Here is a 15,331-nt window from a genome sequence, read left to right on the forward strand (position 1 = left end):
ATAGAAAAGGTGCATAGGCATTTTCAATCCGATATGCTCAGTAACCTAATGCTATAAAAAAGGATTTTTATGAAGTTTTTGGTCGCTGGAGCGAATGGTTTTATTGGCAGTGCTGTTGTTGAAGCACTGCTCGCTCATGAGCATAGCGTGATTGCGGTTGGGCGCAGTGTTACTGGTAAAACTAGCCGACCAAATCTTCAATGGATTAGTCAAAACCTCCAAACGGCTTTAACCCCTGCTGATTGGTTACCTCTATTAGACGGTATAGATGGCGTTATTAATTGTGCCGGTATCTTAAGAGCCTCCTCTGCAAACGATTTCGAAACCGTTCATATCAAAGCGCCTTTAGCATTGGCTAAAGCATGTCATGAGAAAGGGATTAAACGATACATACAGCTATCTGCTTTAGGTGAGCCTGAGCAGGGCGAGTTTATTGCGAGTAAACACCGATTTGATCAGCAGCTATTAGAGCTCATGCCTTCTGCTACGGTGCTTCGACCGTCGGTGGTAACCTCGTTAAGAGGCTCTTATGGTGGCTCTTCCATGCTTCGAGGTTTAGCAGCTTTCCCAAAAGTAATGTTATTGCCGGGGAAAGGTGAGCAAGCGATACAACCGATTCTTTTAGAAGATCTTGCAGAGTTAATGGTTGAGGCTGCAACCACAGAGTCTATATCTGGTGTTATCGAAATTGGTGGGCCTGATACCGTCAGCATCAAAGATTACCTTACCGCTGTAAGAGGCTGGTTAGATATTCCTACCCGAGGCTCTATCAATGTTCCCATGGGGTTAATCAACCTCAGCTGTACTATTGGCGATAAGCTCAAAGCAGGGCCTTTAAACAAAACTATCTGGACGATGTTACAGCAGGGTAATGTGCTGAATGATCCAGCCGCACAGCAACAATTCAAAGCACAACCACGAAGCGTAACAACCGCTTTTAATCAGCAGGCGAGTTTTGTTCAAGATCGTTGGCATGCCAAGCTTTTCCTCATCCAGCCTCTGATCTGGTTTTTACTTACGGTGATCTGGTTTATGTCTGCAGCCGCTGGTTTTTGTGCTGAGCCAGAAGGCTTTGCTCCGATCTTATCAGCTGTCGGTTTCCCGCAAGCGTGGCATTTTAGTTTAGTAATGCTTACTAGTGTTTTAGATCTGGTATTGGGCTTGATGATACTGGTTCGATACAGAGAGAACTTAACCCTCTGGCTGATGTTACTCAGTACACTGGGTTATAGCAGTTTACTCGGCGTAATGGCTCCAGAGCTTTGGTTAGATCCATTAGGCGGACTCCTAAAAAATCTTGCGATAGTTCCTCTCATACTGGTTTATATGGTGATGAGGCAAGTACGCTGATGGATTACATGACGCTAAAATTGATCCATATCCTCTCATCCACAATTCTGTTTGGTACCGGATTAGGCACTGCTTTCTATATGTGGCGAGCGCAGCTAAGTGGCGATTTATCTACATTTAGAATCGTTGCGAAAAATGTCGTTCTTGCTGATTGGATCTTCACTACTCCTGCCGTCGTTATCCAGCCCTTAACGGGTATAGGTATGATGTATCTAGCCGGATTTAGCTGGCAGCAACCATGGTTATATTGGAGCATCTGCCTCTTTATCTTAGTAGGGGCGTGCTGGCTTCCAGTGGTGTTTATCCAGATCAAAGTTGCAAAACTTCTAGAATCAGATCAGCCGGATCTACAAGGTATTAAGCGTTTAATGTTTTGTTGGTATAGCTTGGGTGTACCTGCATTTTTAGGTGTGATCGGAATATTTTATTTGATGGTGAGTAAAGCAGCCTAATGAGAGAAAGTTTAAGAAAGAAGATCATCGAAGTCTGCGATAAGAAGATTGCGAGTAAGGGAGACAATGTAGGTATCTCGTTCTATGCATTCTTCAAAAACAAAAATGATGATCCAGAGCTATTAATGGAAGCTGCCGAGTGGTGGATCAAAACTCACCAGCTTGATCACTTTGAGAAGGCTGTGAAGATTAGGGGAATGGTTGAGTCTAACTAGCAATCGCACTGTCTATTGTATCGTGTGTAACAAGTACCTGTTCTAGTAACCCAAGCATCATCAGCGAGCTTCCAAGGTGTGGAAGAACTTCTACGCTGATATTTTTATTCCTCATAGATGCTCTCTCTGCCTCTTGAGGGATATCCTCATGAACATGTATACCAGCTGATAAAAAGTAGGGTAGTATTTTTATGTCAGTCGATCCTTGTTGGATGCACTTATCTATTGCTTCCTCGATCGAAGGGCGCGCTAATTCTAGAAATGCAGTCTCTATAATCGGGTATTCATTTTGAATCTTGTTCTGGAGTGAGACCGTTAACTCAAGGACTTCGTTGTTCGAACGCTCACGTCTACTGCCGTGGGCCACAATGACGAGTGACTTCATCATATTTCCTGTCAATGTTGGGTTATATGTACAACTAAACTAATTTCAAATTCATCTATATAGGCTTACAACAGGCACTCAAGATTGAGCTTTGTTCATCCGCCAAGGTTTTCCCTCGCAAGTGTGATAATGCTTACATGTTTTTCTACAGCCTCTGCATGGAAGCCTGTTGTTAGAGGAGGGCTTGTTTGTACTTGATGAATCAGGAGTGGTTTTCATGCGTCACCGGCTTTTATTGACTGGTTAAGCACCTATTTACGCGGGTGGAATATGTTTGGATCAGAATGAGGTGGTTTAAAGCCCATCTTATCGGCCATTTTGGGCAGGCTGTGAAGATTAAGGGAGGCCTAAATTTATAGATCCGTGCAACTGAGTTGTTTGTTTTTTTCGAATTAACTCTTCATCGCAAAGATGCAAATAAAGGCAAGGAGGAACTGAACAATGATTAAACACCAAAAAGTTGTCGGTTCTTTGTGGCGGTGCGCTATGTCGTGTCTATTAGAGAAAATTAGATATGTTCGTCCCCGTTTAATTGAGAGTAAACAAAAGGACACGATGAAAACTCCGCCAAGAGTGAAAAATGAATTACCGACAGTGTTTACCCTAGTTTCTTCAGGGTAATAACCTGACAAGGCTATAGTTAATGCACCTAGTATGATGCAAAACACGCTGACACGGTTGTGCCATTTAACTACATCTATATGCGTGACTTTTCGTCTTAGTTCTAGAAGCTTTGGGTGCTTGCGATAGAAGGTGATACCGGAGAGGTTGCGTGGCGTTTTCCTATTTTCAGCATTTGTTATTTTTACCAGCGCAAAAGGTATGGCTAGTAAAATAAAAAGGATGCTGATCAGTAAAAGAAAAGTGCCTAACAACTTAGAGATCTTGCGTGTCTTTTAAGGGTATTTGATTTTCCTCTGGATAGGATAAAGCAAATACTAGGAAGCGTCTAAAAGTGAAGAGCCATAGAGCTAAGATTAAGCTCTATGGCATCTTGGGTATTCTAATTTTCGAGCGCTAATGCAGCCATTTTCATTGTGCTGTCAAAGGACTCGCAGCCTGCAATAAATAAGCCGTTATGGCAGAACATCGCATCGCTTATACCTGTCTCATCTTGAAGGGCTTTACCGGATAATCCTGCCCATGATTTAGGCAGTGACTTTTTATCCTCAAAAGAGCCAGGTTTAACTGGAATGGCCTGAATACGCCACTGACCTGTATCTGAAGGGTAAACGATATACAAAGCCTCTTTCGATAGGGCATGTACGGTTCTTTTCCAAGGTGTGTACTGCTCTAACACAATCACTCGAGGGTCTTCAGCATCCTCTATAGCTTTAGCGACGATATCTTTGGCGCTGATCCCGCCGTCAGCCGATGCAATAAAGCGATTTAGAACACGTGATGCAAAATCTACCGCTTCATCAAAACCCTCATCGAAATGAGTATCTTCATGCCAAGTCGGGTTAAACATAGAGATGGTTTGACTCAGGCTAACCCCTTTTGCAACGCCATCACCATAACCGCAATCGATCGTATCAATGGCAGAAACCAGATCAGCATCAACCGCATTAGCCACTTCAGCATTGCCTTGGCAGATCTCAACGCCATACTTCTGCCAAATCAATCCAAATGAGGAGTAGGGAATACCGTTTTCACGCTCACCGGCACCGCCGCGTTGATGATGATCAAACCGACCTGTGTCAGGATCATATTTACCCCCGACATCAACCACAATATCAGCCTGACGGATAAGCTCTTCATCACGGGTACGGATCAGCTTAAAAGAAGGAAAAACGGCTCTAAGCGCAGCGATACTAAAAACATCATCTGCATGAAAATTACCGCTGTGCGTTACTATCGTGATATCAGGCATTTCGATTGTGTCATTTAGGTGTTGAAAGAAGGCAGCTAACCAAACCCTAGTGAGTAGGCTCGCTATTGAGACGTGACTGTCATCGTCTAATTGATGGGCGGATACTATACGAAGGTGGCTGAGAAGAATAGGGGCTTCTGTATCTAGTGACCGTAGCTATAACTACTGATAGTGGTTAGTGTTTAGCTGGATTTTTGAGACAGGCATACTCCTTTAATGTCTTAATCGAGCTCCTTAAGCGCTGCAATGACTTTCTTACGTTGAGCCGTGACTATATCGAGTTTCTTACTCAGGAGGCTTCTTTCTGTTTCATCTTGTTCATCAGCCATTTTTTCTTTTAGTTGTTTCTTTTTCTTTTTTAATTTTTGCTGGATGTCCTTAAGGCATCTCTTTCGTTCACCCTTTTTCAGCTTCTCATCGTTGAGATATTCTTGGGTGATTTCTAAAAGCTTAAGCAGTTTCACAATCTTAACTCCAATCAATCCATGCTGAGATGTTATTTGTTATCTTCTAAAATTTCGGCAACTTCATCATCGTTAAGTGCCACGCTGCGCACCGCCTCATTCATATCCAAATTTCCGCTAGCGAATAGGGACTCACCCATCTGGATCAGGTTTTTGGCAACACCATAAGCATAGTTGGCGTCATTCATCATCGAAGTTGCCATTACTGCAGTGATTTTTTTGTCGCGAATCAGCCTCTCCATCTCACCGTTTACAGTCACGTCATTTGTTTTCATATCAAGCTTTAGATTATCTAGAGAAAGAATGTTTGAAGCATCTTCATCATCATTGCGGATATTATCCAGTTCACGCATCAGGTTACCCAGTTGAATACGGAACTTGTTGTATTCTGCTCGGATATGACAGTTTGGGGAGAGAATGTACTGTGAAAGGTTTTTGTTCATGTGTTTGGTATCTTTAATTGCTTCCACAATGTCGCGTCCTGCGGCGCGCAGCCTGAACAGCTCATCACTTTGTTCCGGGGTCATATTCGATTGCGCGCTACTGATGAACTTTACGATGTCACTGTAGAGCCCTTTGATACTCTTTTCATACTCGTCGTCAAAATCGATTGGAATCACGTGATTGTCTTGTCTGACGACATCTTCAAGATTTTTATCCGACAAAATATCATCTCGATGTAAACTCAAGCCGTGGGCGAGGATGGCGAATGCGTTGTCATACAATCTCAATGTCTCTTTACGTACTGCCTCTATCGCTGTGTCTGGTAGCTCTTCAACTGCTTCATTGAGATAGATAGGTTTTTCTCTGGGTTGTACTTTTTCAGGCATAGCTTTAATCAAAGAGTTGGCCAGTTTCTCGATGAAAGGCATCATCGCAACCACACCGATTGCATTGAAAATGGTGTGAAATACGGCCAGCTTCAAGGTGTAATCATCTGCGGCAATACCAATCCAAGCACTGAACCCATCTACAAGATTGGCAATCTGGTAGATAAACACAATGGCGATGAACGCAGTGACCATGTTAAATATCAAGTGGGCTACAGCAAGACGTTTACCCTGCACATTGGCACTCATCGAGCCGATTATAGCCGTGATAGTGGTACCTATATTGGCACCAATTGCTAAGGCCAAAGCGTTTTCATAAGTGATCTGCTGTGCCGCCAGCGCGGTAATTATGATTACCAAGGTTGCATGACTGGACTGCATAATCACAGTTGCGGCGACCCCGATAAGGGTGAAAAGCATAATCCCGGCATAGCCTGAAACTGCAAAAGCTGTCAGGTCAATAGTGTCGCGAAAGGCCTCAAAACCCTCTTTCATATGGTGGATGCCGAGGAATAGGAAACCGAGCCCCGCAAGAATATAGCCGATGCCGTTCATCGTTCTCGATTTCTGGAAAATCAGAATAACTCCGAATACCAGCATTGGCATAGCATAGGCAGAAATCTTTACCTTCATGCCCAAGCCAGCAATTAACCAAGCACCGGTGGTGGTGCCTAGATTGGCACCAAAAATTATCCCGATTCCGGCGGCTAAGCCAATAAGACCGGCACTCAAGAAAGAGATAGTAATAACTGAAACCAATGAGCTGGATTGCATAACAGAGGTGCTGACCACACCAAATGTTAGTGATTTCCATGGGCCATCAGTCGTTTTACGTAGTATTCGCTCCAACACTCCGCCAGTGAAGGATTTAAAGCCTTCTTCAAGGGCAAGCATCCCGAAAAGGAAAATAGCAACGCCGGCAGCAATTTCCTTGAAGTTCGGACTGATCCAGAACCCCCAAGCCAAAATCGCAAGCATGGTGAATAAAATTATCTTCCTGAACATTTACGAGCGTTACCTTTGTCGATTTTTTAAATGCAACTCAGCTTTAAAGGTAGAATTACATTGAGTATTTAACTTATTGAAAAATAGGCTATATCTATATTTCTAGCATCATTCCTCGTAATGTGAAGAAAAGAATGGCTGCCATGATGCCTGCCGCAGGGACGGTGATGACCCAAGCCGCAGCGATTTTTAACAATGCCGAACGTTTAACTAACTCTGTACGGTAGATTTTCTTCAGGCTTTTGCGCTCTTTCTTGTTCAGTTCAGCAGACGCTTTGTGCTCTTTTAGCTGTTTGAGCAGCAGGCCTTTTTCTTCGATGCTTGCATTCTCGAATGTATCGATGAACTGCTGAACCTTCTCTTCGTCCTCTTCTGGATGATGTGCGTGTATCTCTGCGATTTTCTTCGCATAGTTGGCTTTCAGATACTCACGCAAGAAGCCAACACCGAAAACCCCACCAACGGCAATATGGGTTGAAGATACTGGCAGTCCTAGCTGTGAAGCTATGATTACGGTAATTGCTGCTGCCATTGCGATAGAGAAAGCGCGCATCTGGTTAAGTTCAGTGATTTCAGAACCCACCGTTTTGATCAATTTTGGACCGTATAAGGCTAAGCCGAGCGCGATACCAAGGGCACCAATCATCATTACCCATATTGGTATGCTGGCCTTGGCAGATACTTCACCACTCATAATGGCATCATTTATGGCGGCAAGCGGACCAACCGCATTGGCAACGTCATTCGCACCATGAGCAAAGCTCAACAGTGCCGCGGCAAAGATTAATGGGATTGTGAATAAAGAGTTAACGGAATCTTTAGTGTTCTCAAGTTTATCGGCCGCAGATCTAATCATGGGTTTTACAATCACATAGACAACGGCAGCCGCTAAAGCGCCAATTAATGCGGCAGTGGTAAAGTCTAGTTTCCAGATTTTCTTCAGACCTTTCAGGGCAAGGTAAGTAGAGAACGCCCAAGCCATGACAGTAACTAAAATAGGCACCCATTTTTTGGCTGCGGTGATCATGTCGGTCTGATAAGTAATGTTCTTTTTGATGAGCATTAGGAAGGATGCAGCAATTACTCCACCCATGACAGGGGAGATAACCCAACTGGCGGCAATCATGCCCATTTTGTCCCAGTTGGCGACGGCAACGCCCCCTGCAGCCATACCGGCACCTAATACGCCACCCACAATGGAGTGGGTAGTCGAAACAGGTGCACCTAATGACGTGGCGATATTAAGCCATATAGCCGCAGAGAGAAGGGCAGCCATCATTAGCCAGATAAATGTATCCGCATCCTGAATTATTTCAGGATTGATGATGCCTTTTTTGATGGTACTAACGACATCACCACCGGCCAGTAATGCCCCTGCAGCTTCGAAAACTGCAGCAATGATAATGGCACCGGTCAATGATAATGCCTTGGAACCAACGGCTGGACCTACGTTGTTTGCCACATCATTAGCACCGATATTCATCGCCATATAACCACCGATCATGGCCGCAGCAACAAGCATAATACCGTTTGGAACGTTACCCACCGTTGAGTAACTGTACATAATGACCCCTACAATAAAGAGGATTGCGTAGCCCAGCCTGACGATTTCAGGTCTGCCGAAGAGTGTAGCCTGCTCTAGTTTGTCGAGTTGGTTGATATCCACTTCCGTTTTACTCCTCAGGTTTACGCCTAAATGGACGAATTATCAGGAATTATCATGTAGCCCCGAAGTGTTCTGTTCGTCACAAAATAGAAATATATGATTAACAAATTTAACTTTCTGTATGGTTTAAAACCATTGAGTAGATCAATAAAACAGGCTTTAAATAGATAAATTCGAGAAGGTGATTTTTTTGGTAATAAGGAGCGAGATTTTTAAAGGGGGAGAACGGAGCAATGGTTTTTCCTAGCCACTAACAGCTAACAGCTAACAGCCACGAAGTGGCGTTCTCAAGCCGCAGCCGTTCTGTTAAACATACTTTGCTATATGCTTTGAATCTCCTCAAATGCTAGACTGAGAGCAGAAATTAATCGGAGGCTCTATGTCAGCTGCATTCGAAAGAGTTATAGATGAAATAGACTCCTTGTCCCCAAAGGAGAAGGCGCTTGTGGCTCATCGTCTGATTGAATCACTGGATTCAGTACAGGATGAAGATGTTGAGCAAGCTTGGAAAGAATTAGCTGAAAAGCGTCATGATGCTTTGTTATCTGGCGAAGCTAAAGCGATATCTTGGGAAGAGATAAAACAGCAGGTAAAGTAAAGGGCTAGGATGCCAGAGATCAAATTTCACCCGGATGTGAGCCAAGAAGTCAGAACTGCATACCAGTGGTATGAAGAGCAAGCCAAAGGCTTAGGTGATGACTTTCTTATCGAGCTTGAATATTCATTTAAGCTTATCCGAAAACAACCAAATACGTGGCCTGCTTTTAGTGCAAGAACACGTCGTTTCCTCCTAAATAAATTTCCTTTTTCTGTCATCTATACCCCATCTACAGAAGTCATTTTGGTGTTGGCTGTTATGCATAATCGTAAAAGGCCCGGCTATTGGGAGGAGAGGGAATGAGTAAGCTAGGAATTAGATTTAGATTAGGGAGCTAAAAAGGGCTTTGACCCCTTTAATTTTGTCGAGTAACTGTACATAATGACCCCTACAATAAAGAGGACTGCGTAGCCCAGCCTGACGATTTCTGGTCTGCCGAAGAGTGTAGCCTGCTCTAGTTTGTCGAGTTGGTTGATATCCACTTCCGTTTTACTCCTCAGGTTTTCACCTTAATGGACGAATTTTCAGGAATTATCATGTAGCCCCGAAGTGTTCCGTTCGTCACGAAATAGAAATATATGATTAACAAATTTAACTTTCTGCATGGTTTAAAACCATTGAGCAGATCAATAAAACAAGCATTAAATAAATCCGAGAAGGTGAGCTTTTGGTAAATGGGAGTCAGATTTTTAAAGGGGGGATTGGAGCAATGGTTTTTCCTAGCCGCAGCCGACCTGTTAAATATATTTTGCTATGTGCTTTGAATATCCTCAAATGCTAGACTGAGAGCAGAAATTTATCGGAGGCTCTATGTCAGCTGCATTCGAAAGAGTTATTGATGAAATAGACTCCTTGTCCCCAAAGGAGAAGGCGCTTGTGGCTCATCGTCTGATTGAATCACTGGATTCAGCACAAGATGACGATGCTGAGCAAGCTTGGAAAGAATTAGCTGAAAAGCGGCATGATGCTTTGTTATCTGGCGAAGCTAAAGCTATATCTTGGGAAGAGATAAAACAGCAGGTAAAGTAAAGGGCTAGGATGCCAGATATCAAATTTCACCCGGATGTGAGCCAAGAAGTCAGAACTGCATACCAATGGTATGAAGAGCAAGCCCAAGGGTTAGGCGATGACTTTCTTATCGAGCTTGAATATTCATTTAAGCTTATCCGAAAACAACCAAATACGTGGCCTGCTTTTAGTGCAAGAACACGTCGTTTCCTCCTAAATAAATTTCCTTTTTCTGTCATCTATACCCCATCTACAGAAGTCATTTTGGTGTTGGCTGTTATGCATAATCGTAAAAGGCCCGGCTATTGGGAGGAGAGGGAATGAGTAAGCTAGGAATTAGATTTAGATTAGGGAGCTAAAAAGGGCTTTGACCCCTTTAATTTTCTTCACTTCACTTTCAGTCGGCATAATCATTTGTTAATTACACATAACGCTCAAAGCAATTGCGCACATCGCGCGTTGGATGCCTGTTCTTGTTATAAGCTACTTATGTGTAGCCCATTTGGGGAGGCCGCAATTTGAGCACTTATTGCCTACTAGCGGCGAACTAAAATTAGAATACTTGGATTGGCAGCTTGGACATTTGAAGTTCATTAACCGATATCCAGTAAACCAAAAAAATGGAGCCCAAATAGCAAGGGCTAATAATCCAGAATAGGCTAAACCAAATAATGAGTTCAGAACAAAGTTTAATAAAGGGCCTATAAACAGCCAACCTACCCAGGATGCATAGAATAGATTCCTTCTTAAACGAAAATCTTTCCAACTCGCTTCAAAATCCACTTCCATGGGCACCTTACTTATAACGCCCGGTTAAGGCGCGACCAATATGTAGCTGCCTTTGTGTTAACTTAAGAGCGAAGCGAACAACACAAAGGCAGCGGAGTGTTGGACGTCGGATTTTCAACCGTTTGTTATGCATTTTTCACCAGCACACAATCACCATCAACTGCCTTACAAACAAGCTCAATACTCGAGGTCTGAAACTGTATAGAAAGAACAATATGATAATTAGGCTTTCTGGGGTCACTAACTTGAACCGTCACAATGCTTTGATTTTCGTATTCCGAAGTTAAATTTTGAACTAGGACATCATCGTCCTTATCATCCTCTACCATACACTCTTCATATGCATCTATTCCACAGTACCAGCCATCGATAAAAATTCGATACCATTTATTTGATGGAGCTACTTGGAGCCAGATAAGAAAGATATTGCCAGTATTTGCGTCATCCAAAGTATAAAGCGCCGATACAACGCTCCCCTCTAATTGGTCGATACTGCCAGAACAATCTTGGAAGATACGATTAAACACTACAATCCTCAATATGCATAACAGCTAAATATATGTCAATTTGACGTGTTTAAACGCGTCAAATTGACATATATCTCCAAGATATGGAATTAGAAAGGGCGGGCAATATTCTGATTTTCATAAACTTTCCTTGTTTAGCTTTCGTAGGCTTTTGGGAAAAAGCGTCAATTTGACTTACTATCCTTACACAACCTACGAACGTATTAAATGCTGTATGTAAAAACAGTAAAATTATCTGCTTTAACTTATGTTTGAATTGAGCTTCTTACAGCTATGTTTTAGTTCTGTTAAAACTTCAAATGTAAGAGGAGTGTTGTGTTGATTAATTGGCCTTTCCTACAAGGCTTAAGCATAAAAAAACCGAACCCCAAAGGTTCGGTTTTTTGCTTTTTCTAACAGCCACGAAGTGGCGTTCTCTAGCCGAAGGCGTCCTAAAAGCGAAGCGATCTTTAGCCGTAGGCGGCCTAAAGGTGAAACCGCCGGAAAGAGCCGAAGCCGTCCTGTTAGTTACCCCTCCTCAGGCTCATACCCCAAGTTTGGTGCCAACCAACGTTCAGCTTCTTTCATCTCCATACCTTTACGCTTCGCATAGCTTTCTACTTGGTCTTCACTGATTTTCGCAACACCGAAGTATTGTGATTCAGGGTGGCTGAAGTAGAAGCCGCTTACTGCTGCGGTTGGCAGCATTGCGTAAGAGTCGGTAATGGTCATACCAGTGTTCTTCTCAACATCTAGCAGTTCCCAAAGCAGGCCTTTCTCTGTGTGCTCTGGGCACGCAGGGTAACCTGGCGCAGGGCGGATACCTTTGTATTTCTCGGCGATCAGATCTTCGTTAGAAAGTTGTTCGTCCGAAGCATAACCCCAGATCTCTTTACGAACTTTATCGTGCATCATCTCAGCTAGGGCTTCGGCAAAACGGTCTGCCAAGGCTTTAACCATGATGGAGTTGTAGTCATCGTGATCCGCTTCGTATTTCTCTACCAGTTCATCACAGCCGTGACCTGCAGTTACCGCAAAGGCGCCTAGGTAATCCTGCTTACCAGTTTCTTTTGGCGCTACGAAGTCGGTTAGACACATATTCGCTTTGCCAGCGACTTTTTCAGTCTGCTGACGAAGGTGATGTAGCTGCATCAGTACTTCGCTGCGGCTTTCATCTGTGTATAGCTCGATATCGTCGTGGTTAACGCTGTTCGCTGGGAAGATACCAACAACCGCTTTAGCGGTTAGTAGTTTCTGATCAACCAAGTCTTTTAGCATCGCTTGAGCATCTGCAAATAGGCGAGTCGCTTCTTCACCGATGATCTCGTCATTTAGGATGCGAGGGTAACGACCCGCTAGCTCCCACGAGTGGAAGAACGGCGTCCAGTCGAAGTACTCTTGAATATCGCTTAGGGCGATATCATCAAATACATGAATGCCCGGTTTTAGCGGTGCTGGTGGGGTGTAGTTATCCCACTCGATCTGGTATTTGTTTTCACGTGCTGCTTCAAGTGTGACACGACGCTTGTCGTTCATACGGGCAGCGTGACGATCACGTACCGCTTGGTACTCTTCTTGAATCTCTTTTACGTAACCTTGTTTCTTATCACCTAGCAGGCTAGAAGCAACGTTTACTGCACGGGATGCGTTGGTTACGTGGACTACCTGATCGCGGTGGAATACAGGATCGATCTTAACCGCTGTGTGGGCTTTAGATGTAGTTGCACCACCGATCAGTAGAGGAATATTAAATTCCTGACGTTCCATCTCTTTGGCAACGTGAACCATCTCGTCTAGAGATGGTGTGATCAAACCAGATAGGCCGATTAGATCAGCGTTCTCTTCACGCGCGGTACGTAGAATTGTTTCTGCCGGTACCATTACGCCAAGGTCGATGATTTCGTAGTTGTTACATTGCAGTACTACGCCGACGATGTTTTTACCGATATCGTGTACGTCACCTTTAACGGTTGCTAGTACGATCTTACCGTTAGAGCTGCTCGCGCCGTCTTTCTCTTCTTCGATAAACGGCATTAGGTAAGCAACGGCTTTTTTCATTACACGTGCAGATTTTACTACCTGTGGTAGGAACATCTTACCGGCACCAAATAGGTCGCCAACCACGCTCATGCCGTCCATTAATGGACCTTCAATTACATGAAGTGGGCGGTCGTGGTTTTGACGTGCTTCTTCGGTGTCGTCTTCGATAAATTCGGTGATACCTTTAACCAATGCGTGCTCAAGACGTTTGTTAACGTCCCACTCGCGCCACTCTTGCGTTTTAGTATCTTCTTGTTGAGAACCATCGCCGCGGTATTTTTCAGCAATATCCAGTAGACGCTCAGTACCGTCTTCACGAGTATTTTGGATAACGTCTTCTACTGCTAGGCGTAGTTCTTCTGGTAGATCATCGTAGATCGCCAACTGACCGGCGTTAACGATACCCATATCCATGCCTTGCTGAATTGCATGGTAAAGGAACACGCAGTGGATCGCTTCACGTACCGGGTTGTTACCACGGAAGGAGAAGGATACGTTGGATACACCACCGGAGATCTTCGCGTATGGCAGGTTCTGTTTGATCCAGCCTGTTGCTTGAATAAAGTCGACTGCGTAGTTGTTATGCTCTTCGATACCGGTTGCTACCGCAAAGATGTTCGGGTCGAAGATGATATCTTCTGGTGGGTAGCCCACTTTATCGACAAGTACGCGGTAGGAGCGTTCACAGATCTCAATCTTACGCTCGTAAGTATCGGCCTGACCTGTTTCGTCGAAGGCCATTACCACTACAGCGGCACCGTAGCGGCGAAGCTTTTTCGCTTGCTCGATAAAGTTCTCTTCGCCTTCTTTAAGGCTAATCGAGTTAACAACACCTTTACCTTGGATGCACTGTAGACCTGCTTCGATAACGTCCCACTTAGAGGAATCGATCATGATCGGTACGCAAGCGATGTCTGGCTCAGACGCGATTAGGTTAAGGAACTTAACCATCGCTGCGTGAGCATCCAACATGCCTTCGTCCATGTTGATATCGATGATCTGGGCACCGTTTTCAACCTGTTGGCGTGCAACATCCAGTGCTGTTTCGTAGTCCTGCTCTTTGATCAAACGTTTGAACATCGCAGAACCGGTAACGTTGGTACGCTCACCAACGTTAACGAATAGGGTATCTTCGCCAATGTTCATTGGCTCAAGGCCCGATAGGCGGCACTCTACTGGAAGATCTGGAAGCTTTCGTGGCTCAGCTTTTTCGGCTGCTTCACGAATCGCTTTGATGTGTGCTGGGGTCGTACCGCAGCAGCCACCGATAATATTTAGGAAACCGGACTGCGCCCATTCGCCGATCTCTTCGGCCATCTGTTCTGGCGTTTCATCGTAACCACCAAAGGCGTTTGGTAAACCTGCGTTAGGGTGAGCAGAAACGTGAGTCTCAGAAATACGAGACAGTTCTTCTACATACTGACGTAGCTCATTAGGACCTAGCGCACAGTTAAGACCAACAGAGATTGGCTTAGCGTGGCGAACGGAGTTCCAGAATGCTTCGGTTGTCTGACCGGATAGGGTACGACCAGATGCATCGGTGATCGTACCGGAGATCATTACTGGCAGACGGATGTCGTTTTCTTCGAAGTACGTTTCTACTGCGTAGATAGCCGCTTTCGCATTTAGAGTATCGAAAATAGTTTCGATCAGGATGATGTCAGAACCACCCTCAATCAAACCGTCGATAGATTCAGTGTACGCTTCAACTAGCTCATTAAAGGAAACGTTACGGTAAGCCGGATCGTTTACATCTGGAGAAATAGAACAAGTACGGTTTGTTGGGCCAAGTACACCTGCTACATAGCGTGGGCGATCCGGTGTTTCGGCTGTAATTTCGTCACAGGCTTCGCGGGCTAGGCGTGCTGCTTCTACGTTGATTTCACGGCTGAGCGATTCCATCTCGTAATCAGCCATAGCGATCTGGGTCGCGTTGAAGGTATTGGTCTCGATGATATCAGCACCGGCCAATAGGTATTCTTTGTGAATTGCTTTGATGATATCTGGCTTAGTCAGTACCAAAAGGTCGTTATTACCTTTGACCTCAATGTGCCAGTCTGCGAAACGCTCGCCGCGGTAATCCGCTTCTTCAAGCTTGTAATCCTGAATCATGGTACCCATACCACCATCCAGAATCATAATGCGTTTTT

14 protein-coding genes are annotated in these 15,331 nt (G+C 44.4%); 7 read left to right on the forward strand and 7 right to left on the reverse strand.

Translation table 11 applies throughout. From position 1 onward, the window contains the following. Positions 1 to 69 precede the first annotated feature (69 nt). The 3 genes from ACMXYX_RS06785 to ACMXYX_RS06795 are packed head-to-tail and all read left to right on the forward strand — an operon-like array spanning position 70 to position 2,017. Positions 70 to 1,350 carry an SDR family oxidoreductase gene (locus ACMXYX_RS06785; protein ID WP_415898013.1) on the forward strand — a complete coding sequence of 427 codons (1,281 nt, stop codon included), beginning with the start codon at positions 70 to 72 and terminating at the stop codon, positions 1,348 to 1,350. Then, positions 1,350 to 1,802 carry a DUF2269 family protein gene (locus tag ACMXYX_RS06790; RefSeq protein WP_415898014.1) on the forward strand — a complete coding sequence of 151 codons (453 nt, stop codon included), beginning with the start codon at positions 1,350 to 1,352 and terminating at the stop codon, positions 1,800 to 1,802. The genes ACMXYX_RS06785 and ACMXYX_RS06790 overlap by 1 nt, the downstream gene beginning before the upstream one ends. After that, positions 1,802 to 2,017, forward strand: coding sequence for a DUF6500 family protein (locus tag ACMXYX_RS06795; protein ID WP_415906655.1), 216 nt, complete (start codon positions 1,802 to 1,804; stop codon positions 2,015 to 2,017). Before ACMXYX_RS06790 ends, ACMXYX_RS06795 begins: the two co-directional genes overlap by 1 nt. On the opposite strand, the gene ACMXYX_RS06800 is transcribed toward ACMXYX_RS06795, so the two are convergent. The 5 genes from ACMXYX_RS06800 to ACMXYX_RS06820 form a co-directional block, all read right to left on the reverse strand. After that, positions 2,010 to 2,402, reverse strand: a complete 393-nt coding sequence (locus ACMXYX_RS06800; protein ID WP_415906656.1) for a sirohydrochlorin chelatase — start codon at positions 2,400 to 2,402, stop codon at positions 2,010 to 2,012. The two genes, ACMXYX_RS06795 and ACMXYX_RS06800, sit on opposite strands and share 8 nt — an antisense overlap. A gap of 1,003 nt (positions 2,403 to 3,405) precedes the next feature. Further along, the gene (locus ACMXYX_RS06805) at positions 3,406 to 4,275 is read right to left on the reverse strand and encodes an MYG1 family protein (RefSeq protein ID WP_415906657.1); all 870 of its coding nucleotides are present in this window, start codon (positions 4,273 to 4,275) and stop codon (positions 3,406 to 3,408) included. Between the two features lie 221 nt (positions 4,276 to 4,496). Further along, positions 4,497 to 4,739, reverse strand: a complete 243-nt coding sequence (locus tag ACMXYX_RS06810; RefSeq protein WP_415906658.1) for a hypothetical protein — start codon at positions 4,737 to 4,739, stop codon at positions 4,497 to 4,499. A gap of 32 nt (positions 4,740 to 4,771) precedes the next feature. After that, positions 4,772 to 6,574, reverse strand: a complete 1,803-nt coding sequence (locus ACMXYX_RS06815; RefSeq protein WP_415906659.1) for a Na/Pi cotransporter family protein — start codon at positions 6,572 to 6,574, stop codon at positions 4,772 to 4,774. Positions 6,575 to 6,668: 94 nt separating this feature from the next. Further along, the gene (locus ACMXYX_RS06820) at positions 6,669 to 8,240 is read right to left on the reverse strand and encodes an inorganic phosphate transporter (RefSeq protein WP_415906660.1); all 1,572 of its coding nucleotides are present in this window, start codon (positions 8,238 to 8,240) and stop codon (positions 6,669 to 6,671) included. Positions 8,241 to 8,619: 379 nt separating this feature from the next. Here ACMXYX_RS06820 and ACMXYX_RS06825 point away from each other — a divergent pair, with 379 nt between their 5' ends. The 4 genes from ACMXYX_RS06825 to ACMXYX_RS06840 all read left to right on the forward strand — a co-directional run bounded on the left by ACMXYX_RS06825 (position 8,620) and on the right by ACMXYX_RS06840 (position 10,170). Continuing rightward, positions 8,620 to 8,838, forward strand: coding sequence for an addiction module protein (locus tag ACMXYX_RS06825; protein ID WP_415906661.1), 219 nt, complete (start codon positions 8,620 to 8,622; stop codon positions 8,836 to 8,838). A 9-nt stretch (positions 8,839 to 8,847) separates the two neighbouring features. Continuing rightward, on the forward strand, positions 8,848 to 9,141 hold the full coding sequence (locus ACMXYX_RS06830) for a type II toxin-antitoxin system RelE/ParE family toxin (RefSeq protein WP_415906662.1): 294 nt from the start codon (positions 8,848 to 8,850) through the stop codon (positions 9,139 to 9,141). Between the two features lie 507 nt (positions 9,142 to 9,648). Further along, entirely contained in the window at positions 9,649 to 9,867 is a 219-nt protein-coding gene (locus tag ACMXYX_RS06835) for an addiction module protein (RefSeq protein ID WP_415881537.1), read from the forward strand. Between the two features lie 9 nt (positions 9,868 to 9,876). Next, a complete protein-coding gene (locus ACMXYX_RS06840) occupies positions 9,877 to 10,170 on the forward strand; it encodes a type II toxin-antitoxin system RelE/ParE family toxin (RefSeq protein ID WP_415881536.1) in 294 nt (97 codons plus the stop codon). 590 nt (positions 10,171 to 10,760) lie between these two features. On the opposite strand, the gene ACMXYX_RS06845 is transcribed toward ACMXYX_RS06840, so the two are convergent. Both ACMXYX_RS06845 and metH read right to left on the reverse strand, forming a co-directional pair. Continuing rightward, on the reverse strand, positions 10,761 to 11,162 hold the full coding sequence (locus ACMXYX_RS06845; RefSeq protein ID WP_415881535.1) for a hypothetical protein: 402 nt from the start codon (positions 11,160 to 11,162) through the stop codon (positions 10,761 to 10,763). Positions 11,163 to 11,669: 507 nt separating this feature from the next. Then, the gene (metH, locus tag ACMXYX_RS06850; RefSeq protein WP_415906824.1) at positions 11,670 to 15,320 is read right to left on the reverse strand and encodes a methionine synthase; all 3,651 of its coding nucleotides are present in this window, start codon (positions 15,318 to 15,320) and stop codon (positions 11,670 to 11,672) included. Between the last annotated feature and the right edge of the window lie 11 nt (positions 15,321 to 15,331).

This window comes from Neptuniibacter sp. QD72_48 (genome assembly GCF_047778065.1).
In the GTDB taxonomy this organism is placed as follows: domain Bacteria; phylum Pseudomonadota; class Gammaproteobacteria; order Pseudomonadales; family Balneatricaceae; genus Neptuniibacter.

What these genes read in the sequence shown, in the direction of transcription:
- ACMXYX_RS06785 (WP_415898013.1), top strand. Translation starts at nt 70, where the DNA reads ATGAAGTTTTTGGTCGCTGGAGCGAATGGTTTTATTGGCAGTGCTGTT.
- ACMXYX_RS06790 (WP_415898014.1), top strand. Translation starts at nt 1,350, where the DNA reads ATGGATTACATGACGCTAAAATTGATCCATATCCTCTCATCCACAATT.
- ACMXYX_RS06795 (WP_415906655.1), top strand. Translation starts at nt 1,802, where the DNA reads ATGAGAGAAAGTTTAAGAAAGAAGATCATCGAAGTCTGCGATAAGAAG.
- ACMXYX_RS06800 (WP_415906656.1), bottom strand. Translation starts at nt 2,402, where the DNA reads ATGAAGTCACTCGTCATTGTGGCCCACGGCAGTAGACGTGAGCGTTCG.
- ACMXYX_RS06805 (WP_415906657.1), bottom strand. Translation starts at nt 4,275, where the DNA reads ATGCCTGATATCACGATAGTAACGCACAGCGGTAATTTTCATGCAGAT.
- ACMXYX_RS06815 (WP_415906659.1), bottom strand. Translation starts at nt 6,574, where the DNA reads ATGTTCAGGAAGATAATTTTATTCACCATGCTTGCGATTTTGGCTTGG.
- ACMXYX_RS06825 (WP_415906661.1), top strand. Translation starts at nt 8,620, where the DNA reads ATGTCAGCTGCATTCGAAAGAGTTATAGATGAAATAGACTCCTTGTCC.
- ACMXYX_RS06830 (WP_415906662.1), top strand. Translation starts at nt 8,848, where the DNA reads ATGCCAGAGATCAAATTTCACCCGGATGTGAGCCAAGAAGTCAGAACT.
- ACMXYX_RS06835 (WP_415881537.1), top strand. Translation starts at nt 9,649, where the DNA reads ATGTCAGCTGCATTCGAAAGAGTTATTGATGAAATAGACTCCTTGTCC.
- ACMXYX_RS06840 (WP_415881536.1), top strand. Translation starts at nt 9,877, where the DNA reads ATGCCAGATATCAAATTTCACCCGGATGTGAGCCAAGAAGTCAGAACT.
- metH (WP_415906824.1), bottom strand. Translation starts at nt 15,320, where the DNA reads ATGATTCTGGATGGTGGTATGGGTACCATGATTCAGGATTACAAGCTT.